The following is a 26,613-nucleotide window of genomic DNA, read 5'->3' on the forward strand; positions in this document are numbered from 1 at the left end:
AGTTGCAGGTCGATGCTCTCTATTGATTAGCCCCTAATTGCTGGAGATTGTTGATGAAAGTATTGACACTTACCGCTCCTTCTATGGGGGAATTCTCAAATACCATAAAATAGTAGAATTTAGCTCCAGCCAACTTAGACCATGTATCTCCACAAGCCAACTTGTTCTGGCTGTCAGAACCATCAAGATGATTGCCCTTGGTCTCTAACATGACTGTGACGCCATTGTTGAGAATAATGATAAAATCAGGATAAGCATTGATAAAACCATTGATGCAGAAACCTTTCCCTCTTTCTTGATTGCGATGCCAGCATTTTACGCAGTCAAGGCTGATTACCTGCTCAATGACTGTTCTCTCAAACCCATTGAAGCCTTCTTCCTCTTGATACATTTTCTTCTCAATGGCTGGTGCCTTGTCTTTGCTCAATACAATCTCATTAGGTAGGTGCTCTGTCTCTTGCAAAGAGATTTGTCCTGAGCGTATCCTGTCCTCAAATATTCTTTTGGCATAAGATATTTTGAGAGCCTTGACTTTGCTCTTGAACGACTGTACGGTCTCATTCAAGTTTTTTCCTAACATTTGGAGGTGCGACAAGTCGTAATCTTGAAGCACGTTTGTAATGTAGGTATGCAATTCACCGTCAGATATGCTGTTGTCTTGCGTCATATCTCTGATGGACTTAGACAACTGAACGATAATGCTATTCTTGTCTTGGATGTTGCCATAGAAGTTTTCTAATTCAAAGGCCTCTTTCTCCTTGACTGCAAAAGCGGTGATGTCATTCTCGTTGTTCTTGTCAATGTCAATCCTTCTGATGTTGGAAGTGTTATAGTTGAATTCGATGTGACGGTCTTCTGCCGAGAGATTGAAGCCTTCGAGCAATACTTCTGGAGTAACGAGAATCTTGGTGCTGCTTGTACCGAATATCCCATAGTCTTTTTCGGTATTGACATAGAACTTGGGCAATAAGATACTCTCTGCTAAATCTTCGTAGTTTTTTCTGATAGGGAATATGTTTGTCTTTTGCATGATTTCTTCGCTTATTCCACTATTGGTGGATTCCTTCACTTGCCGTTCGTAAGTTCGGCTCATTTCTTCCGCCTGTTTCATGAGTGAAATGGTGGCGGAGTCTTCTGGTATCGCTTTTTGTTGTGAGGTAGATGGTATGTTGATATCTTCTGCTTTAAAGTTCCATTCGGATAGCTCTTCTTGGGCTGTCTCGTCATTCTTGGGATCGTTAACACAGCCAAGTTTTAGAGCTTCGTCGTTTCTGAAGTTTAGCATAGGTTCATTTGGAACATCCGTCTTGTTTGTCGTCGTGTCGTTTGCGATATAGTCACGACGGCTGTACCCCGACATTCTCAGGCTTTCCACCACATTGTCGATGGTGGTGTGGAAGTTGGTGGATGATGTGAGTACATACGACATGTTGAGCAAGACGCTGCCATGCTGTCTCGTGTAAGGCTGGCGCAAGACACGGCCTAATATTTGTTCCACGTCAATCTTGGAAGAGCGATTGGCTACCGATGCCAAGATGTAGGCGAACGGACAATCCCATCCTTCTTTCAAGGCATTGACTGTGATGATGTATCTCACAGGACATTCTCGGCTCATCAAGTCGATGCCTTTCAGCTCATTTTGATTGGCTGTCTTTATCTTGATTTCCTCATTTGGGATTCCTGCTTTCACGAGTTTAGCCTTGATGTTGGAGAAGGTTACGCTGTCTTCGTCATTCTTGGGTTGTGCTTGGAAAAGGACGATAGGACGAATATAGTCACCGCCATTCGTCTCTTCGCTTTTGGCTTTGTCTTCCAAGTTCTTTCTGAGGGCTATGGCGCTATTGATTACATCTATATGATTCTGGTAGTTGCTCACCATGACAGGGAGTTTGACCATGTTTTCTCTTTTCAGGCTTGCTGGGTCAACAAAACTGATGATGTTGCTCTTGTTGCATGGGGTTGCCGTTAGGTTGAGCACGAAGCAAGGGTTGATGTTGGTAAGCGTATCGATGCGCAGGTCACCCTCGAAGTTATGGCTCTCGTCGATAATCGTGACGGGATTGAGATGGGCGATGACTTGAATGAGTGAGGTCTCGTCGGCACCTTCGATATGTTTCTCGTTAGGAGAGTAGGTCTTGGCAAACTCGGCAAGATTCTCATTTTCGTTATACACTAATCGCTTGTCTGTGGCTTTCGTGGCAAATGATTGGATGCTCAATACGAAAATACTCAGTTGCTCTTTTATGATAGTTGGGTTGAAGTTTTGACCGAATAGAAGGGCTTGCTTGTCATACACTTCAACTCTTCCATTGAAGAGCGTATCAATTCTTTGACGATAAGGATGTTGTGGATTCTTTAGATTCTCGTATGTCTGTTTGAGTATTGTGTCTGAAGGTACAAACCATGCTACGACTTTAGTCCTATTCACAGGCATTGCGTCGAAGATAGTGCGTATGGCATTGCAGGCGATAAAAGTCTTACCTCCTGCGGTAGGTACTTTTATCGTCATGTTTGGAGCTCCATTCATGGTGTCGCAATAGGGATGAAAGGTCTCCTCACCTTGTTGGAGGGTAATGCCATTTTGCTTCCAGTAGGTAGAGAAAGCCTTGTGGTTACTTTCTTGCTCCTTTAGGATATCTATGTATTGGGCAAGGTCGTTGAGGACTGCTTGCTGATATTGTTTTAATTCCATAATCTAAAATCGTTTAATGTCACGTGGTATCTTCTTGAACTTGATGTGATGCTCAGTCATGAACTTCTCATCGAGCAAACAACGGTCGGCGTAGATGATGTACATCTCGTGCTTGTTTTTTACGATGTTTGCCAATGTTGCGTAGCTTAGTGTTGTTGCCTTGTCTGTTTGATAATAGAAGTAATAGCCTGCTCGGTTGCACTCGTCGAGTAGGAATTCTTCGTCCTTGTCTTGTTGGCGTAAGAGAGGCTGCTTGGTCTCGGCATAGTATATGTATTCTCTTATCTTGTCTATGCCGACCTCCTCGTTCAAGTTGCCATCTTCGTTGAAGAGTGGGACACCTAATTCGTAATAGTCGAATGCACCGCCTAAGCCTTCCATTTTGTCATCATATATTTTCGTGCCGATTACTTTCAGGCAGTTGTCTGCAATCTTTGGCTTGCTAATCTTGGTATATTCGTTGGCCTTTTCAATAGAGATGCTTTCGGCTTCTTTCAAAAACTCTTCGGCTTTGAGGATGTTCTTGGCTGTCAGTTTCTTGCTGTAAATTTCCTCTTCTTTCTTGCCCTTGAAGGGATAGCCTGAAATGGCGCGGCGCATACGCTCGGCAGTAATGTTGTTTGCATAATCCATCATTTCGATTAATATGAAATTTAATTCATAGTCTAATGATTTATTTAAATCAATGATGGTGTGTCCTGTTGTGCCACTTCCAGCAAAGCTATCCAATACGATGTCCTCAGAGTTGCATATGATTTGAATGACAGATTTGATTAGTGCTATAGGCTTGGGATAATTGAATTTCTTTTCTGCTTCAGGCAAGATTTCTTTTAATAAGGATGAACCTTTAACCGTGTAGAAGGCTTTTTCTGTCCAAATTGTAGGAATCTGTTTCCCCTCAGTAGAGTTGTCACTGAGTTCAAGCGTCTTGTTTATATTGTCTCGGCTGATTACAGAAAGTATGCCTTTATTTATTTTATTTATAACACCATCAGGCAGGTATTGAATACTGTATAGATTCTTGCTTGTTTTTATAATGTTAGGTGTTATTTTAATATAGCCAAGTTCGTAATCTTGTTTAATGCGTTTTGGTATGAGTCTCCATACGCATTCTTTTCCTTTGCTGGTAATTGGCCAAATGGCCACACAATCATGAGGAGCTGTTGAATAGTTATAAACATATTTGTCAATATAATCTTGCTCATAGCCTTCATCTTGCAGTTCTTTTATAGATTTTCCACAACCTTCGAATTTTCCAGTCTTTTTATTGATAAATATTGGATATGTTTGGTTTGGACGCTCTGCTTTATTGAACGTGCTTAGTGTCATACCTTCAAAAGGAGGCCGATTAGTACCTCCACAGAAATCTATAATTAACGGTTTGAACTCTTTATCTACAACAAATATTAGATATTCGTGTTGATAGTTGAAACCTCCAGATGGTTTCCCTCCTGATGTTTGTACTGTTATCGTAACGATTTGTTTTGTAGAGAAGAGCTCTTTAAGTATAGTTATTAATGAAATGAATTCATGGAATCCAATGCTTATAATTAAAGCACCATCCTCGCTTAATAACTTCTTCATCAATACGAGACGAGGATACATCATGCAGAGCCACTTGTCGTGTCGGCTCAAGTCTTCTCCTTCTTTGCCCACTACTTCACCCAGCCACTTCTTGATATGTGGGTCGTTGACATTATCATTATAAACCCAGTTCTCATTGCCAGTATTATAAGGTGGGTCGATGTAGATGCACTTGATTCGCCCTTCATACATGGGCATGAGAGATTTGAGTGCCAACAGATTATCTCCATGGATAATCATGTTGCCACTATGGGTTGGTTCTGTTGTCTGCCCTTTTTCGGCAGAATAACCGTATTGATGTTCCAATACATGATAGGGTACATCATTATGATGCCCCACCACTTTGTCTTTTCCTATCCAATTAAGTGTTGGCATAATGTGCTATAGCTAAAAAGGAGCGTAGAACTATCTTGTCAGAAAAAACGGGCTTTTTAAACGAACAAATGCCTAAAGATGGAGCATAAAAGAAGCGTGAGCTTCCCTTATCTACATCCTTAGGCATTTGGCGTGGCCCGTTAATCCAAGATAAGTTCAGCCCACGCTATAGCATGGGCATTTACGAACTTATTCTATTGGATTAACATCTTATCTATCGCCAAATTTCAAGGATGTTCCGAATAAATAGTAAACGCGTAATTATGATTACTTCAATATGTTATGTCAATGTTTCTTTGTTTCTGTCTGTTTCTTATTCTACTTTTAAATGGTTATACATTTTAATGTCTTATGTTATTTCTTGATGTCTCTTATCATCTGTTCAATGACTAGAATCATCGGTGGAATGTTCTCTTGAATAGTGACAAAGACGATCTCTGGGTCAACTTCAAAATAGTGATGGGCTATCTTGTCACGCATACGCATGACTCCACTCCAATAAATCTGTGGATAATTGGGAAGAAATTCTCCTTTGGTCATCTTGTCAAGTCCTTTGACAGCTTCCCCCAAGGCTATGAGGTTCATGCAGACTGCATCCAAGCGAAGTGTACCACTTGGAGAAGTGACGAAGTCATCGGAGCATTTGATGGGCTTAGTACGTTCTTGTATCATTTGGAGTGCCGAACGAATATTCTGCAAGCTATCCAATACCATCTCTTTATCAAACATAAATCCCCTCCTTCATGATTCTTTGTTTAAGCAAGCCATTCATCCTGTCTCTTACCCTAACCATATCGACCTTGGCTCCAAACAACTTTTCCAAGTCGGTTTGTATCAAGTCTAATGTCAAGAAAGAAGGAGCCTTGCCTTCGTAACAAACGTCAACATCACTCTCGTCAGTCTGTTCACCACGAGCTACTGAGCCAAAGATGCCAATCTTTGTCAATCCATATTTTGAAGTAGCGATATTCTTGTACGACTTCAAAAGGTTTAGTATTTCAGATGTCGTCTTCATTGTTATAATATTTATGTCCTATATTTCACTCTTTCATACCATTCGTAATAGCATGATAGCTCGATGCCCTTGAAGATGACTTCTCGGTTACGTGATTTTATCTTGTAAGATGCTTCATTACGAACCCACTGCAAAAATACAAACTTTTTTCTAAACTCTCGCATAAATGAGGGAAATATTTTCATTTATCATTCGTTTTAAGTAATAAGTCCATTTAGTACGTATTATCCATATAAGCGATAGACACACCCAATAGTGTCGCCTTTTAGTCCCTACTAGCGATTGAGCCTCATCCCTAGTAGGGACTAAAAAGCTCCGCTATAGGGATGGAAACGATGATAAAGTAATAACGAAACAAAACAATAAGGAATATGACATGTAAAAATCGAATGAAAGGTGTTTTGCTCTTCTTGTTTTTAATATGGGGCGTAGTAGAGCAAGTGTATGCCCAGCAAACCTTGCAGTCGCCTGACGGCAAGGTATGGACCAGAGGGATGGAAGTACTCAAGGTAGAGCGTGCAGCCCTGCGATTTGTTCCTGTAAAATAAAGAATTGTTAGTTTTATCGTAGTGATAGTGAAAGTCTCGGTTGCCCATTGGGTAGTCGGGGCTTTTTTCTACTCGATTTAGTCGCTATAGCGATGCTATTTTCTCCTATTCTCCGCAAAAATGCGGAGAATAATGCGAATAATCTCCGCAAAACTTGCATAATCCGCTAAAATGTTTTATATTTTCGCCAAAAGAATCAATTATGAGGGAAGCAACAATGTATATTTGGCAGCAAGAGGATTGGCCTCACATGACTTGGGACAATGCCTGTTTTAGCAATAGCTTGGCAGAAGTGAATATGCTGAGGGGAAAGTTGCTGGGCAGGCTTTCCATGTTTGGTTTCGAGGAGCGAAACCAATCCATGCTCGACTCCTTAACACAAGAAATCGTGCATTCGGCAAGGATAGAGGGTGAGAACTTGAATAGGGATAGTGTGCGCTCTTCTGTGGCTCGACAGATTGCCAAACAATCGCCTTATGCCGTGCTTTGACGATGCGTTTGATAAGCTCTGACTTACCGATTCTACGCCTACCATAAATGACGATAAACTGAGTATCTTCTCTATGAAGGGCTTCATTCATTCGCTCTAATTCTGCCCCTCTATCTATGAGTTTCTTAAATTCCATAAGCTTTGCGTTAGAAATATCTTGCACAAAGATAATCTTTTTCAAAGATATTTCCAAATGTCTGATAATTAAAGTGATATTTATTATTGAACTTTAACTAAAGTTACTTGCTTGGATAATCAGCTTCGTTTGCATAACGAATAAGAAACTTAAGAAATATGGGGAATGCGTCATAAGAAAAATTGCAGATTCTTGATGCAATATTTATGGAATTGTGCCGTTTTTCTTATATAATCATTCTCAAAATATGAATAGTATGAAAAAGTATATGATGGCAGTCGCCTTGATGGTGCTTTCTGTAATGGCAGCCGTGGCGCAAGATGTAGAAAATCCTGTGGGGAAAATATCTGTTATCCCTCGCATTGGTGTGGTGCTCTCTAATTGGAGTAATAATAAAATCTATTTCACGACTGAAGAAAATGCTGACTATATGAAATCCAAATATCAAGCTGGATTTATGGGCGGTGTTGACTTCGAATATCGGGCTACTGAACAGGTGGGCATCAGCTTGGGAGCTTATTATGCCAAACAGGGTTTCCGATGGCCAAGTTATCAGACGGAAAGTAAGGATAATGGCAAGACGGTGCTGACGGGGTACAACAACCAGCACGTGGATCTGAACTATATTCAAGTGCCTCTGATGGTGAAGGCCTACGTCACACGCCAGTTGGCTTTGCTACTGGGCGTACAGGCTGGCTTCCTCTTGGGTGATGCTAAATATAAGGGGGATTCTTCGGAAATTACGATTGATAATTCCGGCCATTCGGTGTATGAGGAGAAAGAATCCTTTGATGAGAAATGGCCAGCTAAGAAATGTGATGTTGCTATTCCGATTGGCGTGGCTTACGAGTATCAGAATGTGATATTGGATGCGAGATATCAGTTAGGATTGAGCAAGGTGGATAAGATGGCCAATATGCCAAGCCAGTCTAAGACGAATGCCTTTACGGTTTCTGTGGGCTATCGTTTTACGCTGTAATTCTTCTCTCTTAATCCCCTGATGCAGGGAAAATCAATCATTTATTGCATCCAAAAGAATTTGTTAATAAGTATTCTTCTTATTTGATTCGTATTAATAATAAACAATAACGATGAAAATAGGAAGAATACTTTTTTTGATGTCTGCTCTTGCCTTCTCGCAAGCGGGAATGGCAAATCATCAGGCTTCGGATAAGAACTCTGCGGCAGACAAGATGTGGGTGCTTGATGTGGATAAGCAATTAGAATATTGCCACAAGCAAGTGAGTAGAGCCTTGGATGAATTGCGCCAGAAGGATGGCTGTTATGACTTCTCGATGGAACCGCGCAATATCCTGAAGGGCGACAGACTGAAGGGATGGAACTGCCGCAAGGCAACTCCTGAGGAGTGGTGCGACGGATTCTGGCCGGGCATTCTCTGGATGGATTATCAGAACACCAAGGATGAGGCTGTACGCAAGGCAGCTGCTATCATGTGGCAGTATATGATACCATCAATGGCGATCTCATCAAAGGTGTGACCCATCAGGGCTATGCTGACCATTCGATGTGGGCAAGAGGACAGAGCTGGGCCATCTACGGCTATACGATGGTTTATCGCTATACGCACAACAGGGTATTCCTGGACTTCGCTCAGAAAGTGACCGACATCTATATCAAGCGATTGAAGGAAACGAGCGATGATCTCGTTCCTCTCTGGGATATGGATGATCCTCGTGGGGTGAAAGGTGGCGCTCCTAAGGACGCCAGTGCTGCTTGTGTTGTGGCAGATGCCTTGTTGGAACTCCAGCAGTATGTGGGAGGTGAGAAAGGTGAGGAGTATAAGCTGTTTGCCTTGCAGTCTTTGGCTCAGTTGAGTACAGACCGATACCAGAGTGGCAAGAAAAATGTTGCTTGTAGCTGTTTCATAATTATTTGCTTTAAATTGATGAATATGCTGCAAAGATACATATATTTTATGAAAATGCACCGGTTTTAGTGCACTTTTTATAAAGAATTGCACTGAACTCAGTGCAATTTTGCTTCTTTTGATGCCTGCTCTTGCTTTCTCACAAGTGGGAATGACAAATAATCAGTCTTCGGATAAGAGGTCTGTGGCAGAATTATGTATATGTTATTCAATCTAAGTCTATTCTCCTAATAGATTCCATATGATAGATATATAAACGATATGATATATCCTTCTTTGTAATTATTTCCTTCCGAATTTTACCTGCACAGGGTTTGAATTGGGTATGCAGAAATATTGCGAAAGTATGAAAGGACATTAGTTTCATGTATATATACTAAATAACGTATTCCTTACGTTATTTAGTATGGTTTAAATTTTAAGAAAATGAAGAAAAATAGAAAAGGAGGAAGCCTTCTTGGCTTGCTGGTTTTATTCTTTGCGGTATGTTTCTGTAGTGGATGTCGAGGTTGCTCGAAAGTGAAATTGAACAGCCAGAAGGATGGTATGCTGTGGGAAATATCTGGTAACGGATTGTCGCACAAATCATACTTGTTTGGTACGATGCATGGTGGCGGGCATAACTTTACACAGAAAGAAATCTTCACGGCGTTTCCTCAGTTGGATGAGGTCTTAGAGGATGTGTCTTGTATGTATCTTGAGCAGAGTAAAAATTTTAATGATTCTGCTGTTGTTGCTGATTGTATGGCATCTGCTTCTGTCTTTATGAAAGCAGATGAAGCAAGCGATTATAATACGTTGCCTCAAGGTGAAAGCTATCATGGTTTATATGATAATGAAGAGCAGTTTCGGCTTGTAGATAACTTTTTCTGCGAAAAGTTGCACCGATCTTCTTATGTGCAATTTAAACCTGCATACTGGGTGGAGCGCCTTCGATTGATGAAGATAAAGGGGAATGTTAAGGCTGTAAGTGTTGATGATTGTCTATATCGTGATGCATTGCAGAAGAATATTAAAGTTTTTGGATTGGAAACTTATGAGGAATTGGCAAGGACAATGGTAGAAACAATAAGGGATACTGCCGAATACCATAAGAGTTTGAAAGAGCAAGCTGTGGATTTATATAATGTGATTTCTCAAATTGAAAAGGTGTCGGCTTCAGTACCTTGCCATGAAATGTATTTGTCTGGTGAATTAGAGAAGCTATATACCCATAGTCAGTCTTTAATTCCCAAAGGAGTGGATGACTCGAAAATGGTAGCCGAAAGAAATATCAAATGGTTGAAAAAGATAGAAGGTCATTTAAAGGATAGGGCTTGTTTGATAGCCGTTGGAGTGATGCATCTCCCAGGAGATAAAGGCTTGATATCCTTGTTGCGAGATAAAGGATATGTTGTGCAACCTGTAAGAAGTGAATAAAAATAAGTTGGGCTGCCAGAATATTCTGGCAGCCCTATTACGTTAGTATGTTATGAAAAATTTGAGAGAAATGAAACTTCACAGTTTCGAATTGTTTTACTAAACATGATTCTTTTTATATAGAGAAAGCATAGAAATTACTACTTTAATATGGTGGGAGAGGCTTGATCAACAGTCATTTTGTCGATGCTGGTGTGCTGCATGGAATCTACCTTGGCAGAATCTCCACTCAATGCAACAGAAGCGCCTCTTGTCGCCTTGATAACTCCCACGTTTTCAACATTCTGAGAATCTTCCTGGAATGGAACCTGAGCAGCATTGCCCAAAGTGAGGAAGATGGCTACGACAGCGGCAGCCTTGAATAATGGCTTCAGGCGCTCTGTCAGCGATACAACCTTTGCCTTGTTAGGCTCCTTGGTGTATTCATCTTCGATCATAGCCATCATCTTCTGGTCGAACTCCTCTCCCAAAGCCTCGTTCTTGGTCTCGCTCAACTCATAGGCAAAGAGAGACTTATACGGCTCCAGCTCGGCAGGAAGTTCATCCTGGCTGAAGAATGTGCGGAGGATGTTCTCTTCTTCCAAAGAGGTCTCGCACTTCCAGTAGCGTTCCAAAAGTTGGTTGATGTACTTATAATCCATATCTGTCGAATTGTTGAAATCTTTGTTTTACTGTCTGACGAGCTCTGAAGATATTTACTTTTACTTGTTCCTCGGTTATTTCCAGGATTTCAGCTATTTCCCTGTATGCTTTTCCTTCGATATCTCTCAGTTGCAGGCAGGAGCGCTGTTTCTCTGGCAGCTCGTCTATCATTTTCCTCACGATGTCCAGCTTGTCTTTCTGAATCATTCGCTCGGATGGGGTAGAAGCGGTGTCTGGCTGCTCTATCTTCTCGTTTTCTATCGAATCATTCTGATTTTCTTTCTTTTTGATGCGATCGAGCGAGAGATTGCGGGCAATGGTTAGGCTGAATGCCTCGATGGATTCCAAATCCTGCCATCTTTCGCGGGCGTTCCAGACTTTAATCATTGTATCCTGCACGACATCTTCTGCTTCCTCTCTGTTGAGAGTAATGCGCAGAGCCAGTCTGAAGAGTTTATTCTTCAGTGGCAAAACATCGTTTCGGAAACTGATTTCTTTCATCCCTCTATTATCAATGACGACTATGTTATAAGAAAGTTACAACCAATCTTAAATTATTTCTATTTTTAACTCTTATTAAGAAATGAAGGGCAAATGAATTCTTCACTCTTCGTTCTTCACTCTTTACTTAATCACCGTTCCGTGCTTTCCGTCAATGGCAGTAGCGAGGGTGATAATCACTTCCTTTACTCCTGCATCGATGGCTGCGAGTGCATTCTCCAATTTTGGAATCATGCCACCTGCTACGGTTCCGTCTGCTTTGTATCTCTCAAAATCGGCGTGGGTAATCACTGGAATCACGCTATCGTCATCGTCTGGATTGCTGAGTACGCCTTTCTTTTCAAAACTGTATATCAATGTCACATCGTAGTAAGGTGCCAGTGCCTTGGCGGTCTCGCTGGCGATGGTGTCGGCATTGGTATTGAGGATATTGCCCTTGCCGTCATGGGTCAGCGGAGCCATTACTGGGGTGATGTTTTCTTCCAGCAATGTCTGAAGCATCTTGCCGTTGGCACGTTCCACATCGCCTACAAAGCCGAAGTCGATACCGTCCTTCAATGGGCGCTTATGACTGTGGATGACATCCATATCGGCTCCTGTCAGACCTAATGCATTCACACCGTTTGCCTGGAGTTTTGCCACCAGGTTTTTGTTGACCAGTCCACCATAAACCATGGTCACCACTTCCAGCATGTCTGCATCGGTGATACGGCGACCGTTCACCATCTTGCTCTCGATGCCAAGGGCTGCAGCTACCTTGGTGGCACGGCGACCACCGCCATGCACCAATACCTTCTTGCCAGGAATGGCTGCGAAATCCTTCAGGAGCTGTGCCAACTGCTCGCTGTCTTCTACAATGGCACCGCCTACCTTTACTACTGTTACTTTTTCCATTGTTATAATGTTTAATGTGTAGTGTTTAATGTTTAATAGAAAAGCAATTGAATTTTTCACTCTTCGTTCTTCACTCTTCACTTACTGAAGATAAGTGTATCCGAAGAGACCATTGCGATAGGTGCCCAAGAATTCCTTGCCTTCATCGAGCGAAATCTTGCCTTCCTTCACACTCTTGGTCACCCACTGCTCCAACTGGCGGACGAGTTTCTTAGGATTGTACTGAACGTAGTCCAAAACCTCTTCCACGGTCTCGCCGTCGAATATCTGGTCGATGCAGTACTTGCCGTCCTTTACAGAGATATGGGCAGCATTGGTGTCGCCGAAGAGATTGTGCATATCTCCCAGAATTTCCTGATAAGCTCCTACGAGGAACACACCGAGATAGTATGGCTCGTTCTTCTTCAATGGATGAAGTGGGAGTACGTTGCCGATATGACCATCGGTCACGAAATTCGCTATCTTGCCGTCGCTGTCGCAGGTGATGTCCTGCAAGGTGGCATTACGGGTAGGACGCTCGTCCAGGCGCTGGATAGGCATGATAGGGAAGAGCTGGTCGATGGCCCAACTGTCTGGCAGGCTCTGGAACAGGGAGAAGTTGCAGAAATACTTGTCTGCAAGAATCTTGTCCAATCCTCTGAGTTCCTCCGGTACATGCTTCATGTGCTTGGAAAGACTGTTGATTTCGTGGCACACGCTCCAGTACATCGCCTCAATCTCTGCACGGGTCTTCAGATCTACGATGCCGTGAGAGAAGAGCTGCAATGCCTCTTCACGTATCTGCTCTGCATCATGCCAGTCTTCCAGCATGTTGCGCGGATTCAGATTGTCCCATATCTCATACAGGTCCTTGACCAACTGGTGGTCGGTTTCCTTTGCCTCAAACTCCTCTGGCATTTCCGGCAGGGAAGCGGTCTCCAATACGTCGATGACCAATACGGAGTGGTGGGCTGAAAGCGAACGGCCACTCTCGGTGATGAGGTTAGGATGCTCGATATTATTCTTGTTGGCTGCATCCACGAAGGTATAGACACAGTCGTTCACATATTCCTGGATGGAGTAGTTCACGGAACTTTCGCTGCTGGAAGAGCGGGTGCCGTCGTAATCCACGCCAAGACCACCACCACAATCTACGAAATCTACATTGTAGCCCATCTTGTGGAGGTTGATATAGAACTGTGCTGCTTCGCGGAGGGCAGTCTGGATACGGCGGATCTTGGTAATCTGGCTTCCGATGTGGAAGTGGATGAGGCGCAGGCAGTCGTGGAAGCCCATCTCCTCTATCTTGTTGAGGGCGGTAAGGAGTTCGGCACTTGTCAAACCGAACTTCGATGCATCGCCACCACTCTCTGCCCATTTGCCAGAGCCTGAAGAAGCGAGCTTGATGCGGATGCCGATGTTGGGTTTTACATTGAGTTTGTTAGCCACCTTGGCGATGATGTCCAGCTCGTTGAGTTTCTCCACCACGATGAAGATGCGCTTGCCCATCTTCTGTGCCAGCAAGGCAAGTTCGATATAACTCTCGTCCTTGTAACCGTTGCAGATGATGAGCGAGTCGCTCTGAGCCTGCACGGCAATGACGGCATGAAGTTCTGGTTTGGAACCCGCCTCCAGTCCGAGGTTGAACTTCTTACCGTGAGAGATGATTTCCTCCACGACAGGCTGCATCTGGTTTACCTTGATAGGATAGATGACAAAGTTTTCTCCCTTGTATCCATACTCTTCCTTGGCTTTCTGAAAACAGCTGGCTGTCTTCTCAATGCGGTTGTCGAGGATGTCTGGGAAACGGAGCAATACAGGAGCGTTGATGTCCCGTAAAGCCAACTCGTCCATGATGTCGCGCAGGTCTATCTGCGTATTGTCCTTGCATGGAGTTACATAGACATCACCCTTTTCGTTGATGCCAAAGTAAGAAGTGCCCCAACCGCTGATGTTGTAGAGCTCCTTCGAGTCTTCAATAGTCCATTTCTTCATTTTCTGTTCTTGTTCTTGCTATTAGTCTGTATTATAAATGTTGTTTTGATATTGACGTGATAAAGGTAAGCTACCTTTTTCTGAGGGTGCTTACCTTTACTGCTCATTCTTTTTTAAATGCCCAACTGCTTGCGTAGCTGCTGGACGGTATCATTGATTTTATCGAAATCATCCATCACGCTGATGTCGAATATATGCTTTGCTTTGCTGTAGAAAGGCTCGCGCTGCTTGAGCTGTTCTTTGATGAATACCTGAACCTCCTCTGGTGTCTTGTTGAGCAGCAGAGGGCGTACTCCCTTGCCCATCTTCAGATGTTCGTAAAGTGTTTCTGCGGATGCCTTCAGATAGACGGTTTCTCCGCATTGGTTCATATAGTCTATGTTGTCGAAGAAGCAAGGTGTGCCTCCTCCGCAACTGACGATAACATTTTCAAACTCAGCTACTTCGTGCAGCATGTTGTGCTCTATCTGTCGGAATCCCTCTTCTCCCATTTCGTCGAAGATTTGCTTCACGGTCTTGCGCATCCTGCTTTCTATATACCAATCCAGGTCATAAAACATGACGCCGAGTTCCTTGGCAAGGGCTTTGCCGACAGTTGTTTTGCCGGCGCCCATATATCCTATGATGATGATTGATTTCATTTCTCTCTTGTTGTTCTATCTGCGTTTTTATTTCCTGCGACGTGCCGTTTTTGGCTCCGGTGCTTCCTTGATGATGGTCATGCACTCTTCATAGGTGAGTGCTTCTACATTCTCCATCTTGTTCTTTGGGAGTCGGTAGTTCTTACCATCGTAGGCGATGTAAGGACCATATTTTCCGTTCAGAAGTTCCAGCTTCTCATCTTCGTCGAAGCTCTTGAGGTGACGTTTCTGCTCAGTCTCTCTCTTCTCCTGAATGAGTTCGATGGCTCTGTCGAGAGTGATGGTCATCGGATCTTCTCCCTTAGGAATGGAAACATATTTGCGGTTGTGCTGCACGTATGGACCGAAACGACCTGTACCTACGCTCACCTTGGTGCCCTCAAACTCTCCGAGTTCGCGAGGAAGCTTGAAAAGTTCCAGTGCCTCTTCCAGCGTAATGGTTTCGATACTCAGGTTGGAAGGGAGCTGGGCAAAGAGTGGCTTGTCCTTGTCTTCGGCAGAACCGATCTGTGCCACAGGACCAAATCGGCCTATCTTGACGAATACCGGTTTGCCTGTCTTAGGATCTGTTCCCAATTCTCTTTCGCCAGCCTTGTGCTCGCTGCGGGCATTCATCACCTTGCTTACTTCCGGCTCGAAATCCTTGTCGAATGTCTTCATCCACTTGTTCCATTCGGTCTTTCCTTCGGCAATGTCATCAAACTTCTGTTCCACATTGGCTGTGAAGTTGTAGTCCATGATGCCAGGGAAGTTTTCCATCAGGAAGTCGTTGACAACGATTCCGATATCTGTAGGCAGCAGTTTTCCCTTTTCGTTGCCTGCTATTTCCTTCTTCACTTTCTGTGTCACCTTGATTCCCTTCAGCGAATCGATGGTATAGGAACGCTCAACGCCCTTCTTGTCGCCCTTCTGCACGTATTCACGTTGCTGGATGGTGCTGATGGTTGGCGCATAGGTAGAAGGACGGCCGATTCCTAAGTCTTCGAGTTTCTTTACCAGACTGGCCTCGGTATATCTCAGAGGTGCTGCCGAGAATTTCTCTGTAGCGGTGATTTCGCGGCGCTGCAGTTCGTCTCCTTCCTTCATGGCAGGGAGGATGTGTGTTGCATCTTCTGTACCATCTTCATCATCAGTTGACTCCCGGTAAACCTTGATGAATCCGTCGAAGGTGATGACTTCACCATTGGCAACGAATTTCTCCTCAGCATTGTCGATATGAATGTTGATCGTTGTTTTCTCTATCTGCGCATCAGCCATCTGAGAGGCGATGGTGCGTTTCCAAATCAGTTCATAGAGTCGCTTCTCCTGACTGGTTCCGTCGATAGATATCTCATTCATATAGGTAGGGCGGATAGCCTCGTGCGCTTCCTGTGCTCCCTTGGAATGGGTGTGGTAGGCGCGTGGCTGGCTGTATTCGCTTCCATATACCTTGATGATTTCATCCTTGCTGGCATTGGTGCAGAGGGTGGAGAGGTTGACGCTATCGGTACGCATGTAGGTGATGCGTCCGCTTTCGTACAATTTCTGGGCAATCATCATGGTCTGGCTCACGGTGAATCCCAACTTTCTGGCAGCCTCCTGCTGTAGGGTAGAGGTTGTGAAAGGAGGGGCTGGTGTGCGCTTCAGAGGTTTCTTGTTGACAGCTTCTACTGTAAACTTGGCATCCTTGCATTTTTTCAGAAAAGCCTCTACTTCCTCATGTGTTTTGAAACGCTTGTCCAGTTCAGCCTTCACTTCCGTAGCATTTCCGTTTTCGTTGATCAATGCGAAGATGGCAGAAACACGGTAGTAAGATTCGCTCTTGAACTTCTGGATTTCGCGCTCACGTTCTACGATGAGTCTGACGGCTACGCTCTGTACGCGACCAGCAGAGAGAGCAGGTTTCACTTTGCGCCAAAGTACTGGAGAAAGCTTGAAACCCACCAGTCGGTCGAGGACACGGCGAGCCTGTTGGGCATTCACTAAGTTCATGTCCAAGTGGCGTGGGTGCTGAATAGCATCCAAGATAGCCGGTTTTGTAATTTCGTGGAAGACGATACGGCTTGTCTTCTCTTCATCCAATCCGAGAACTTCGCAAAGGTGCCAGCTGATGGCTTCTCCCTCGCGGTCCTCATCGGAAGCCAACCAGATCTTCTTGGCTTTCTTCGCAGTTGCTTTCAATTCTGTAACGAGCTTTTTCTTTTCATCAGGAATCTCGTAGTCTGGTTCCATGGTTTGCTCGTTTATACTAAGTTCCTTCTTTTTCAGGTCACGAATGTGGCCGTAAGAAGACATCACCTTATAGTCTTTACCTAAAAACTCTTCGATTTTCTTTGCCTTTGCAGGGCTCTCGACGATTACTAAATTTTCTTGCATAAGCTTCTACACAATTACTTTTGGTTGCAAAAGTAAATAAACTTTTTGCTTATACCTTATTATATAGTGTTTTTTTTTAGTTTTTTAAATGTTTTGCGAGAAAAAAGATGGTTTGACAGAGCGAAATTCACTACATTTGCAAAATACAGATGGAGTGATGTAAAACGGGGAGAACTGATGAGGCTCACCATGCGTTGCTGCAAAAAGCAGATGAAAGGAGCAGACAATAGGAGGCTGAAAAATAAAATACATAGTCCCACGGATTTCACAGATTATACAAATCTTTTTGAAGCAAAAAAAAATCTGTGTAATCTGTGAAATCTGTGGGACTATGTATACGTATAGGGATTTGGCTTATGGCACACCCTCATGGAACGAAGATTTATCTGTGGCTTAACGAAGATCCATTAGAAATCTGGTAAGTCCCTTTTTGATGGAATCGAAAGCAAACTTGTCTATATCTATTTCCGAGAATGGAATCCAGTAGTAGGCGGCTGCATCATCCATAGCTTCTACATGAGATAAGTCCTTGACCTTCACCTTGAAAAACATATCGAGCGTATGAACTAAGAAGCCGGAATAAAGATAGGTGTTGGGATAGCTGAACTGATAGCTGACTTCCGTAGCTTCCAGACCCGTCTCTTCTTTTACTTCTCGTGCCATGGCCTCCTCACCCGTCTCGTCCATATCGACAAAACCGCCTGGCATGTCGAGCATGTCTTTGCCAGGGTCATTCTTACGGCGGACCACTAAGAGTTCATCCTTCTCATTGACGATGAGGGCAACTGTGGCGCTGCTGGCATTGAGGTAATAACTGAAACCGCAATCTTTGCATTTCTTGCTTTTGATGTTGTTGATCTCGAAATGCGGAGAACCGCAAACGGGGCAAAACTTGAATTTATCTAAAACGTGACTCATATTAAGATTAATGTATAATGGAAAAGGATTTATCATCATGTTATAATCGAAAAGCGGCCGGTCTTTGATTCAGGCAAAGATCGACCGCTGTTGATATTTTGATGATTACCAATTGTCTGTACGGAATGGGAAGAGAGGCAGACCGCCTGCATTCGCCATGTTGCCGAGCTGGAAGTTGCGGAAGCAATAGCGCAAAGCCACTGGCTTCTTTACCTCAGGACTGGTTACGATGATGCACTCGTTCCAACCGTCGTTGCCGCCTTCCTGCCAGAAATGCTTGGCTGTGGCAGGATGGAACACCTTGTCCTCGCCGGCTACCTCGAAGCCCTTGATGCCTTCAAAGCGGTTGTAGGCTCCGTAGGTGTTGTCGAAGTGAACCTTCACGGTGTCGCCAACAATCTTCATCTCCTTGAAGGTCATGCTCTCGCAGAAGAGTCCCTTCATGCCATAGGTCTTGCTCAGGGCCTGCAGGGCAAGGCGCTCGCCCACAGGCTGCTTCTGGCATGGATGAATCTGCTCTACCTCGTATGGATAAACCAGGTCTTCGGTGCACACGATGCCGCTGTTAGGAATCACCTTGGCAGCGTTAAACTGCTGCTCGCGGAGTCTTGGACCTGCATCGCCATTCACATCACCATTATGATAAGGTGCAATCTGCACGAAATAGAATGGCAGTTCGCCCTGCTTGAAGTCTCTGCGCCACTGGGCTACGAGGTCGGCAAGGCGCTGGGTGTATTGACCTGCCGGGTCGCCCACATTGGAGCAGCCCTGGTAGAAGAGAATACCCTTTACGCTGTAGTTGAGGATAGGATGGAAGGTTCCGTTGCCCCAGAGAAGAGGGTAAAGGAAGTCCCATTTGAACTTAGGATTCTTCGTCATCTTGATGGAGTCGAGGTCTTCCTTCGTGTTCTTCTTCAGATAGTCACGGTCTAACCAGCTCTCTACTCGGCTTCCGCCCTTGTTTGCCATCACCAGTCCCACAGGCACATTCAGCGCCTTGTTTACCACCTGCGCAAAGAAATAGCCGGTGGCTGAAGCATCGCCCACGGTTTCCGGGCTGATTACCTTCCATTCGCAGTTGGCATCGTCCAGTGGCTTGCTGCTCATCACGCTCGGAATCTTCACGTAGTGAACGCCTTTATACTGGTTGGCTCTCACCACCGCCTTGTTGTAGCCTTTTACAGGGCAGTTGCCGAATCCCTTGACTGGCATTTCCATGTTGCTCTGTCCTGCACAAACCCATACTTCACCCGCTAAGATATTGTTGAGGGTTGTCTGGTCTCCGTCATCGAAGGTGATGGAAAGCGGCGTATAACTGGCTTTTGGTGTCAACACCTTCACAGCCCATTTGCCGTCTTTCCCGGTTTTCACAGAATATTTCTGGGAAGACCAGGATGTGGTGACCTTCACTTCCGTACCAGGCTTGTCCCATCCCCAGAGATTGGCTTCTGAGTTCTGCTGGATAACCATGTTGTCACCGAGAATGTGTGGCAATTTAACTTTAGCCTGTGCTCCCAAAGTGATGAGAGCACAGGCTGCTAAAGAAAAGAATTTCTTGTTCATTTTTTAGTGTATTAAGTTTATAATTTTTATTTTAATGGTTTTATCTGTCCATGTTGATGAATGTTGATAGAGTAAGTTAGTTAGAAACCTTTTCTTATAGAAGACCCTTGAAGGTCTTACAGAAGACTCTTGATAGCTGCATCGATGTCCTTGATCTGTGCATCGCGAGCCTGCAAGGTATTGTTGCGGTCTATCAGGAAGAAGGTAGGGATGCTCTGCACATTATAGCTTGCCAGGCTTTGTCCCTGAATGCCATCTTCGTCGCGCACACAAATCCAGGGGATTCCGGCAGTAGAAGTCTTCCAGAAATGCTCGTCTGGATCTACGGATACCTGATAAATCTCCAGACCTGCAGCATGATACTTGTTGTAAAGGTCGCGGAGCATCATAATACGTTTGGTACTCTCTCTATTGGCAAAGAGATGGAAGTCGAGCAGCACTACCTTGCCCTTGAGGTCGGTAAGATTGCGTACCACACCCTTGTTGTCTGTCAGCGAGAGGTTGATGCATCCATTTACGCTCACCTTGCTGGCATCAATCTGTCGCTCTGCCATCTGGCTTTCCATGATGCGAACGTCCTTCATGCCCTGGATGGCGATGTTGTGGAGGTTCTTGCCACGCTCAGCGTTAGGATAGTAAGTATCCCAACTGGTAGCCACGGCAGCAAACACCTTGATGTCATCCTTGTTGTTGCGTGGATTGAACAGCAGGGTGTTGGTGCCACCTACCTGAATGGTCTGGAAAAGAGCATAGTAGGAAGAAGCCTTCATTGGAGCCTTGAAGATATACCGGGTCTTGATGTCCTGCTTGTAGCTGTTGATCACCTGAGCTATTGCCACGTTCATGGAGTCAACTCCCATGTTTGGATTTTTGGTGATACTGTTGATGGTAGCCTGCAGGTTCATCTGCTTGAGCGACAGTTCCTTGATGGTAGAACAGTTCTCCGAACCTTCCACCTCGTATTTGTAAGCCATCGTAGGGTATGCAGCCTTTACGAGGATGGTTTCCGTAGAGTCAATAGAGAGGTTGATGGTCTGGTTGGCAATACGCAGGCGATAGAACTCAGGAGAAACAGAGTCCATGGCGTTTTCTTCGAAAGCGAAGGAACCGTCTTCGCCCAACTTCACCGAGTCTATTTTCTCAGGACCGTTCAGACCGATATTCTCCAGGTAGAGCATGGAGTCCTTGGCTTCAGTAATGTTGCCGTTGATATGAAATTTCTTGTTATGACAAGAAGTGAAAGCCAGCGCAGCAACCATGATCACTGCCACTGAAAAAAATCTGGTTATTTTCATGAATTTCTGTATTTTGCAAAATTATCGACTGCAAAGGTAGCAATAAAATTGTGAATATGGTCTCTTAGATAGATAAAATATTTAAAAAAGCAGAAAATAGTTGCACATTTATTCGTTTATTAATAATTAAAAAGGTATCTTTGCAGCGTTTTAGATATTAGATGTTAGACAAAACAATAAGTTTTTAAATTTTAGATGAACGTAATTACAAAAAGTGTTCAGTTGCCTGATGGAAGAACCATCACAATTGAGACCGGAAAAGTTGCAAAACAGGCTGATGGTGCTGCGGTTCTCCGCATGGGTAACACAGTGCTCCTCGCAACTGTTTGTGCAGCAAAGGATGCAGTTCCGGGTACAGATTTCATGCCTTTGCAAGTAGATTATCGTGAGCAGTACAGTGCTGCAGGTCGTTTCCCTGGTGGTTTCACCAAGCGCGAAGGCAAAGCCAGCGATGAGGAGATCCTTACCTCTCGCCTTGTGGACCGTGCTTTGCGTCCACTTTTCCCTTCTAACTACCATGCAGAAGTTTACGTACAGGTAATGTTGCTCTCAGCCGATGGTGTTGACCAGCCAGATGCCCTTGCAGGTTTCGCTGCTTCAGCTGCCATGGCTTGTTCAGATATTCCTTTCGAGCACTACATCTCTGAGGTTCGTGTGGCTCGTATCAATGGTGAGTATGTTGTTAACCCTACATTCCAGCAGATGGAAGAGGCTGACATGGATATCATGGTAGGTGCTACCAAGGAGAACATCATGATGGTGGAAGGTGAGATGAAGGAAGTTTCTGAGCAGGATCTGATCGGTGCCCTCAAGGCTGCTGCCGAGGCTATCAAGCCTATGTGCGAGCTCCAGTATGAGTTGGCTAAGGAGAAGGGTACTGACGTGAAGCGTGAGTATGATCATGAGATCAACGACGAGGAACTCCGTGAGCAGATCAAGTCTGAGCTTTACAAGCCAGCTTACGATATCAACCACCAGGCTTTGGAGAAGCATGCTCGTCAGGATGCTTTCGACAAGGTTTTGGCTGACTTCCTTGAGAAGTATGACGCTGCTCATACTGATCTCTCTGAGGAAGACTTGGAGGAGAAGCACGCTGAGGCTACCCGCTACTATGATGACGTAATGCGCGATGCTATGCGTCGTTGCATCCTCGATGAGGGCTTGCGTCTTGATGGTCGTGCTACTACAGATATCCGCCCTATCTGGTGCGAGGTGTCTCCACTCCCAATGCCTCACGGAAGCGCTATCTTCCAGCGTGGTGAGACTATGTCTCTCTCTACATGTACTCTTGGTACAAAGATGGATGAGAAGCTTATCGACGGTGTGCTCGAGAAGAGCTACCAGCGCTTCCTCCTTCACTATAACTTCCCTCCATTCTCTACAGGTGAGGCTAAGGCTCAGCGCGGCGTAGGCCGTCGTGAGATTGGTCACGGTCACTTGGCATGGCGTGGTTTGAAGGGTCAGATTCCTGCTGACTTCCCTTACACAGTTCGTTTGGTAAGCCAGATCCTCGAGTCTAACGGTTCTTCTTCTATGGCTACTGTTTGTGCTGGTACACTCGCCCTGATGGATGCAGGTGTTCCTATGAAGAAGCCAGTTTCAGGTATCGCTATGGGTCTTATCAAGAACCCAGGTGAGGACAAGTACGCTATCCTCAGTGATATCCTCGGTGATGAGGACCACTTGGGTGATATGGACTTCAAGACCACAGGTACCCGTGATGGTTTGACCGCTACACAGATGGATATCAAGTGTGATGGTTTGAGTTTCGAGATTCTCGAGGAGGCTTTGATGCAGGCTAAGGCTGGTCGTGAGCACATCCTCAACTGCATGATGGAGACAATCTCTGAGCCACGTGCTGAGATGAAGCCACAGGTTCCACGTATCGTAGCATTCGATATTCCTAAGGAGTTCATCGGTGCTGTTATCGGTCCTGGTGGTAAGATTATCCAGCAAATGCAGGAGGAAACTGGTGCTACTATCACTATCGAGGAGACTGATGGTAAGGGTCACGTACAGGTATCTGCTCCTAACAAGGATTCTATCGATGCTGCTTTGGGTAAGATCAAGGCTATCGTAGCTGTTCCTGAGGTAGGTGAGGTTTACGAGGGTACTGTTCGTTCTATCATGCCTTACGGTTGTTTCGTAGAGATTCTCCCTGGTAAGGATGGTTTGCTCCACATCTCTGAGATTGATTGGAAGCGTCTTGAGACAGTTGAAGAGGCTGGCATCAAGGAAGGCGACAAGATCAAGGTGAAGTTGATGGAGATTGATCCTAAGACTGGCAAGTACAAGCTCTCTCACCGTGTGTTGATGGAGAAGCCAGAGGGTTATGTTGAGCGTGAGCGTCGTCCACGTCCAGAGCGTGGTGAGCGTCGCCCTCGTCGTGATGACCGTCATGAGGGTCGTGGTGAGCGTCCAGCTCGTCAGCCACGCCGTTATGAGCATCGTAATGATGAGCAGGCTCCTAAGGATTTCAACGATTCTTTGGATCACAACAATGATTAATCATCCGAAGAAAGTTGATTAATCATCATCAGATTCGAATATATATAATAAGGTGTATCTCAGCAATGGGATACACCTTTTATTTTTTTATATAAGTCCTGAATTTGAATTCCAGTAAGAGTATATGATGAAGTTCTTCGATATATATATTAATTCTAATAATAATTTTTATGAAGCATTTCCGACTGTGTGCCATGGGCAAGTTTTTTCCCCTATCTTAATCACTTTTTTCAGCTCGTATAGGCATTTACTCTTCACCCTTCATCTTTTCGCCTGAAACCCCGATAAACACTGGGGTTCTGGAGATGAAGGGTAAAAATTCACTCTTCATCACCTGTCATCTGAATGCTATTTCAGCCTTCATAGAGGACTACTTTTAGTCTTCATAGAGGACTGCTCTTAGTCTTCATAGAAGACACATTCATTCTTCATAGAAAGGTGGAAGAGCTAAAGACAAATACAGTATGTAAATACTAACTAGGAATAAGATAGAAGATTGACAAGTAGAATTAGGAATAGAGAAAATAATTGTCAACTTACAATAGGAATAAGGAACTACAAAATAAGGAAGGACCAAGGCTTGGGGACACGATGCTCAAGCCTTGGGCAACCGATGCCCAAAGGGTGGGGACACGATGCCCAAGGCTTGGGCAACCTTGCTTAATGCGGTTTCTTCAGCCAAAATTGCCAGACGTGCTTGATGAGACACAAAAATATAATAAGGTGACAAATCTTCTTGCTTCTTTAAGAAGAGCAGGAAAGATACATGTTATTGGTAGGAAATGGTTCTTATGCAATTAATATAATAAGGTGAAAGTTTACAAGAAAATTTGTTGTATTTACAAGAAAATAAAGATAAGTTCTTGAAATTCAGTTAGATAAAAGCTTTTTGGTTTACAAGAATACAAGAAGATTTACAAGAAAATAACAAGAAGATGGACATACAAGGATATATCATAGGCCACTGGTTGGGGAAGATGAGTGCAGAGAGATTTGTGCTTGTCATCTACGATCTTGACTGGCTGCCTCTTTTGTATAAAAACAAAAAGCCTTGCAAGTGTTGAACCTGCAAGGCTTTTGCGCTTCAAGATGGGCTTGAACCAACGACCCCCTGATTAACAGTCAGGTGCTCTAACCAACTGAGCTATTGAAGCATTTTAGCTTATGAAAGAAGAAGAGTATAAGAGTTGCTTGATACTCTATTTGCGCTTCAAGATGGGCTTGAACCAACGACCCCCTGATTAACAGTCAGGTGCTCTAACCAACTGAGCTATTGAAGCATTTTGCATCTATAAGAACATGATGTTCCTTATTTGCGACTGCAAAAGTACTAACTTTTCGTGATTCTACCAAATTTTTTGCCGGTTTTTTTTGAGTTTTTCTTCAAAAAGTGCATTTTTTTCTTGTTTATAGGCATATTTTAAGACAGAAAATGGCAGTTTTCACAAAGAAATGAGTAATTTTGTAGGCAAATAAACATATTAATAAAAAGGTAAGCATGAATAAAATATGGATCTCAATGCTGGCTCTGCTTTTGGCATTGCCAACTTTTGCACAGAAAGATAAAGACCATGATTTCAAAGTGGCTAAAAACATGGATGTTTTCAATGCCATCTATAAAAACTTGGATATGATGTATGTCGATACACTCAATGCGGATGAGGTTATCGGCTATGGTATCAAGGCTATGCTCGGTAGTCTTGACCCTTATACTACCTATTATCCTGAGTCAGATCAGAAAGAGTTGAAACGCATGCTTACCGGTAAGTATGCCGGTGTGGGTGCCCTGATTCGATATAACAACCAGTTGCAGACTGTGGTTATCGACGAACCTTATGAGAATATGCCTGCTGCGGAGGCTGGTCTCAAGAAGGGTGATGTCATCCTTTCCATTGCAGATACTTCCATGGTTGGCAAGGAAGTGTCATACGTCAGTGATCACCTCCGTGGTGAACCTGGTACGTCCTTTATCATCAAAATCAAAAGACCGAGCACGGGCAAGGAGATGAAAATGAAGGTTATACGCCGAACCATTCAGATGCCATATCTTCCTTATTATGGTATGTTGCAGAATCAGGTAGGCTATATCAACTATAATAGTTTTACTGAAAATTCTGCAAGAGATGTACGTCGTGCTTTTATCGACTTGAGAAAACAGGGCGCTAAAAGTTTGGTTTTCGACCTGAGAGATAACGGAGGCGGTTCTGTGCAGGAAGCTATCAGTATCGTCAATATGTTCTTGCCTAAAAACAAGCTGATACTGCAGATGAAGGGAAAGTTGAAACGTTCCAACAATGAGTATAAGACTTCCGTGGAACCGATTGATACGGTGATGCCTATTGCCGTGCTCGTCAATGAAAACACGGCAAGTGCCAGTGAGATAACAAGTGGTAGTCTGCAGGACTATGATAGAGCTATTATATTAGGTACGCGCACGTATGGAAAAGGTTTGGTTCAGGCAACCATGGATTTGCCTTACAACGGACAGATGAAACTGACCACTGCCAAGTATTATATTCCAAGCGGAAGATGTGTGCAGGCTTTGAACTATAAACATTCGAGGGGCGGATATGTGGAGCATGTGCCAGATTCATTGACCAAGGTCTTCTATACCGTGGGCGGTAGAGAAGTGCGTGACGGTGGCGGTATCAAACCAGATGTAGAGGTAAAGCCAGATTCACTTCCAAATATTGCCTTCTATTTAGCAGGAGCACGTGACAGTAATGAGGTGATGCTTAATTATGAGGTGGATTACATTGCCAAGCATCCAACGATTGCATCACCAGAGGAATTTGCTTTGACGGATGCAGATTATGAGGAATTCAAGGCAAGGGTGCTGAAGGCAAACTTTAAGTATGACCGTGAAACAGAAAAATACTTGAAGGATTTGGAGAAACTTGCTAAGTTTGAAGGATATTATGAGGATGCCAAACCGGAGTTTGAAGCACTGAAGAAAAAACTGAGTCATAATGTGGCAAAGGATCTGGATTATAATAAGGCTACTATCAAGCGATTGCTGGAAAACGCGATCGTGGCAGCTTACTATTATCAGGCAGGTGCCATCCGCAATTCCCTGAGATATGACAAGGTGGTAAAGGAAGCGTCCCGCCTCTTGAATTCTCCGGAAGAATATGCCAAGATTTTGCATCCTAAGAAAAAATAAAGTGCATACGAT

At 44.1% G+C, this 26,613-nt stretch carries 19 protein-coding genes, 2 tRNA genes and 2 pseudogenes; 7 read left to right on the forward strand and 16 right to left on the reverse strand.

Features of this window, described 5'->3' with window-relative positions; all coding sequences use genetic code 11:
- Nucleotides 1–19: 19 nt before the first annotated feature.
- From KUA50_RS12955 to KUA50_RS12970, 4 genes are all read right to left on the reverse strand, one after another.
- Nucleotides 20–2,692 carry a DEAD/DEAH box helicase gene (locus KUA50_RS12955; protein WP_218455836.1) on the reverse strand — a complete coding sequence of 891 codons (2,673 nt, stop codon included), beginning with the start codon at nt 2,690–2,692 and terminating at the stop codon, nt 20–22.
- A 3-nt stretch (nt 2,693–2,695) separates the two neighbouring features.
- Nucleotides 2,696–4,651 carry a site-specific DNA-methyltransferase gene (locus tag KUA50_RS12960; protein WP_256624082.1) on the reverse strand — a complete coding sequence of 652 codons (1,956 nt, stop codon included), beginning with the start codon at nt 4,649–4,651 and terminating at the stop codon, nt 2,696–2,698.
- Nucleotides 4,652–5,005: 354 nt separating this feature from the next.
- Nucleotides 5,006–5,380, reverse strand: a complete 375-nt coding sequence (locus KUA50_RS12965) for a DUF86 domain-containing protein (RefSeq protein WP_218455837.1) — start codon at nt 5,378–5,380, stop codon at nt 5,006–5,008.
- Nucleotides 5,373–5,666 carry a nucleotidyltransferase family protein gene (locus KUA50_RS12970; protein ID WP_218455838.1) on the reverse strand — a complete coding sequence of 98 codons (294 nt, stop codon included), beginning with the start codon at nt 5,664–5,666 and terminating at the stop codon, nt 5,373–5,375. The genes KUA50_RS12965 and KUA50_RS12970 overlap by 8 nt, the downstream gene beginning before the upstream one ends.
- Nucleotides 5,667–6,037: 371 nt before the next feature.
- Here KUA50_RS12970 and KUA50_RS12975 point away from each other — a divergent pair, with 371 nt between their 5' ends.
- Complete coding sequence (locus KUA50_RS12975; RefSeq protein ID WP_218455839.1) at nt 6,038–6,214, forward strand: hypothetical protein; 177 nt, start codon at nt 6,038–6,040, stop codon at nt 6,212–6,214.
- A 202-nt stretch (nt 6,215–6,416) separates the two neighbouring features.
- Complete coding sequence (locus KUA50_RS12980; protein WP_256624083.1) at nt 6,417–6,704, forward strand: DUF4172 domain-containing protein; 288 nt, start codon at nt 6,417–6,419, stop codon at nt 6,702–6,704.
- 46 nt (nt 6,705–6,750) lie between these two features.
- Here the strand turns inward: KUA50_RS12980 and KUA50_RS12985 are convergent.
- Nucleotides 6,751–6,840, reverse strand: a pseudogene (locus KUA50_RS12985) (hypothetical protein); the annotation flags it as partial.
- 256 nt (nt 6,841–7,096) lie between these two features.
- Between KUA50_RS12985 and KUA50_RS12990 the strand changes: the two are divergent.
- From KUA50_RS12990 to KUA50_RS13000, 3 genes and pseudogenes are all read left to right on the forward strand, one after another.
- The gene (locus KUA50_RS12990) at nt 7,097–7,819 is read left to right on the forward strand and encodes a porin family protein (protein ID WP_318346039.1); all 723 of its coding nucleotides are present in this window, start codon (nt 7,097–7,099) and stop codon (nt 7,817–7,819) included.
- Nucleotides 7,820–8,042: 223 nt separating this feature from the next.
- Nucleotides 8,043–8,701, forward strand: a pseudogene (locus KUA50_RS12995) (glycoside hydrolase family 88 protein); the annotation flags it as partial.
- 453 nt (nt 8,702–9,154) lie between these two features.
- On the forward strand, nt 9,155–10,147 hold the full coding sequence (locus KUA50_RS13000; protein ID WP_218455841.1) for a TraB/GumN family protein: 993 nt from the start codon (nt 9,155–9,157) through the stop codon (nt 10,145–10,147).
- Nucleotides 10,148–10,287: 140 nt separating this feature from the next.
- Here KUA50_RS13000 and KUA50_RS13005 read toward each other — a convergent pair whose 3' ends face one another.
- The 9 genes from KUA50_RS13005 to KUA50_RS13045 all read right to left on the reverse strand — a co-directional run bounded on the left by KUA50_RS13005 (nt 10,288) and on the right by KUA50_RS13045 (nt 20,930).
- Entirely contained in the window at nt 10,288–10,788 is a 501-nt protein-coding gene (locus KUA50_RS13005) for a hypothetical protein (RefSeq protein WP_022109803.1), read from the reverse strand.
- Nucleotides 10,778–11,290 (reverse strand): RNA polymerase sigma factor, encoded by a 513-nt coding sequence (locus tag KUA50_RS13010; protein WP_022109804.1) that lies wholly within the window; start codon nt 11,288–11,290, stop codon nt 10,778–10,780. Before KUA50_RS13010 ends, KUA50_RS13005 begins: the two co-directional genes overlap by 11 nt.
- A 123-nt stretch (nt 11,291–11,413) precedes the next feature.
- Nucleotides 11,414–12,184 (reverse strand): acetylglutamate kinase, encoded by a 771-nt coding sequence (argB, locus tag KUA50_RS13015; RefSeq protein ID WP_218455842.1) that lies wholly within the window; start codon nt 12,182–12,184, stop codon nt 11,414–11,416.
- An 81-nt stretch (nt 12,185–12,265) separates the two neighbouring features.
- Complete coding sequence (gene speA, locus KUA50_RS13020; protein ID WP_022109806.1) at nt 12,266–14,158, reverse strand: biosynthetic arginine decarboxylase; 1,893 nt, start codon at nt 14,156–14,158, stop codon at nt 12,266–12,268.
- 113 nt (nt 14,159–14,271) lie between these two features.
- On the reverse strand, nt 14,272–14,799 hold the full coding sequence (locus KUA50_RS13025) for a shikimate kinase (protein WP_218455843.1): 528 nt from the start codon (nt 14,797–14,799) through the stop codon (nt 14,272–14,274).
- Between the two features lie 27 nt (nt 14,800–14,826).
- Nucleotides 14,827–17,154, reverse strand: a complete 2,328-nt coding sequence (gene topA, locus KUA50_RS13030; protein ID WP_218455844.1) for a type I DNA topoisomerase — start codon at nt 17,152–17,154, stop codon at nt 14,827–14,829.
- Nucleotides 17,155–17,547: 393 nt separating this feature from the next.
- The gene (locus KUA50_RS13035) at nt 17,548–18,072 is read right to left on the reverse strand and encodes an NUDIX domain-containing protein (RefSeq protein ID WP_218455845.1); all 525 of its coding nucleotides are present in this window, start codon (nt 18,070–18,072) and stop codon (nt 17,548–17,550) included.
- A 105-nt stretch (nt 18,073–18,177) separates the two neighbouring features.
- The gene (locus KUA50_RS13040; RefSeq protein WP_218455846.1) at nt 18,178–19,635 is read right to left on the reverse strand and encodes a sialate O-acetylesterase; all 1,458 of its coding nucleotides are present in this window, start codon (nt 19,633–19,635) and stop codon (nt 18,178–18,180) included.
- 116 nt (nt 19,636–19,751) lie between these two features.
- Nucleotides 19,752–20,930, reverse strand: a complete 1,179-nt coding sequence (locus KUA50_RS13045; RefSeq protein ID WP_218455847.1) for a TlpA disulfide reductase family protein — start codon at nt 20,928–20,930, stop codon at nt 19,752–19,754.
- 195 nt (nt 20,931–21,125) lie between these two features.
- Between KUA50_RS13045 and pnp the strand changes: the two genes are divergently transcribed.
- Nucleotides 21,126–23,438, forward strand: a complete 2,313-nt coding sequence (gene pnp, locus KUA50_RS13050) for a polyribonucleotide nucleotidyltransferase (protein WP_218455848.1) — start codon at nt 21,126–21,128, stop codon at nt 23,436–23,438.
- A gap of 1,080 nt (nt 23,439–24,518) precedes the next feature.
- On the opposite strand, the gene KUA50_RS13055 is transcribed toward pnp, so the two are convergent.
- Nucleotides 24,519–24,592, reverse strand: a tRNA-Asn gene (locus tag KUA50_RS13055).
- A 52-nt stretch (nt 24,593–24,644) separates the two neighbouring features.
- A tRNA-Asn gene (locus tag KUA50_RS13060) sits at nt 24,645–24,718 on the reverse strand.
- Between the two features lie 218 nt (nt 24,719–24,936).
- Here KUA50_RS13060 and KUA50_RS13065 point away from each other — a divergent pair.
- Nucleotides 24,937–26,601, forward strand: a complete 1,665-nt coding sequence (locus KUA50_RS13065) for a S41 family peptidase (protein ID WP_218455849.1) — start codon at nt 24,937–24,939, stop codon at nt 26,599–26,601.
- Nucleotides 26,602–26,613: the final 12 nt, after the last annotated feature.

Source organism: Segatella hominis (assembly GCF_019249725.2).
GTDB lineage: Bacteria > Bacteroidota > Bacteroidia > Bacteroidales > Bacteroidaceae > Prevotella.

Bases quoted from the DNA above. Each gene is read 5' to 3' on its own strand.
- KUA50_RS12975 (WP_218455839.1), top strand. From the start codon at position 6,038: ATGACATGTAAAAATCGAATGAAAGGTGTTTTGCTCTTCTTGTTTTTA.
- pnp (WP_218455848.1), top strand. From the start codon at position 21,126: ATGAACGTAATTACAAAAAGTGTTCAGTTGCCTGATGGAAGAACCATC.
- KUA50_RS13035 (WP_218455845.1), bottom strand. From the start codon at position 18,072: ATGAGTCACGTTTTAGATAAATTCAAGTTTTGCCCCGTTTGCGGTTCT.
- KUA50_RS12970 (WP_218455838.1), bottom strand. From the start codon at position 5,666: ATGAAGACGACATCTGAAATACTAAACCTTTTGAAGTCGTACAAGAAT.
- KUA50_RS13000 (WP_218455841.1), top strand. From the start codon at position 9,155: ATGAAGAAAAATAGAAAAGGAGGAAGCCTTCTTGGCTTGCTGGTTTTA.
- KUA50_RS13025 (WP_218455843.1), bottom strand. From the start codon at position 14,799: ATGAAATCAATCATCATCATAGGATATATGGGCGCCGGCAAAACAACT.
- speA (WP_022109806.1), bottom strand. From the start codon at position 14,158: ATGAAGAAATGGACTATTGAAGACTCGAAGGAGCTCTACAACATCAGC.
- KUA50_RS12990 (WP_318346039.1), top strand. From the start codon at position 7,097: ATGAAAAAGTATATGATGGCAGTCGCCTTGATGGTGCTTTCTGTAATG.
- argB (WP_218455842.1), bottom strand. From the start codon at position 12,184: ATGGAAAAAGTAACAGTAGTAAAGGTAGGCGGTGCCATTGTAGAAGAC.
- KUA50_RS13040 (WP_218455846.1), bottom strand. From the start codon at position 19,635: ATGAACAAGAAATTCTTTTCTTTAGCAGCCTGTGCTCTCATCACTTTG.
- KUA50_RS13010 (WP_022109804.1), bottom strand. From the start codon at position 11,290: ATGAAAGAAATCAGTTTCCGAAACGATGTTTTGCCACTGAAGAATAAA.
- KUA50_RS12980 (WP_256624083.1), top strand. From the start codon at position 6,417: ATGAGGGAAGCAACAATGTATATTTGGCAGCAAGAGGATTGGCCTCAC.
- KUA50_RS12965 (WP_218455837.1), bottom strand. From the start codon at position 5,380: ATGTTTGATAAAGAGATGGTATTGGATAGCTTGCAGAATATTCGTTCG.
- KUA50_RS13065 (WP_218455849.1), top strand. From the start codon at position 24,937: ATGAATAAAATATGGATCTCAATGCTGGCTCTGCTTTTGGCATTGCCA.
- KUA50_RS13005 (WP_022109803.1), bottom strand. From the start codon at position 10,788: ATGGATTATAAGTACATCAACCAACTTTTGGAACGCTACTGGAAGTGC.
- KUA50_RS12960 (WP_256624082.1), bottom strand. From the start codon at position 4,651: ATGCCAACACTTAATTGGATAGGAAAAGACAAAGTGGTGGGGCATCAT.
- KUA50_RS13045 (WP_218455847.1), bottom strand. From the start codon at position 20,930: ATGAAAATAACCAGATTTTTTTCAGTGGCAGTGATCATGGTTGCTGCG.
- KUA50_RS12955 (WP_218455836.1), bottom strand. From the start codon at position 2,692: ATGGAATTAAAACAATATCAGCAAGCAGTCCTCAACGACCTTGCCCAA.
- topA (WP_218455844.1), bottom strand. From the start codon at position 17,154: ATGCAAGAAAATTTAGTAATCGTCGAGAGCCCTGCAAAGGCAAAGAAA.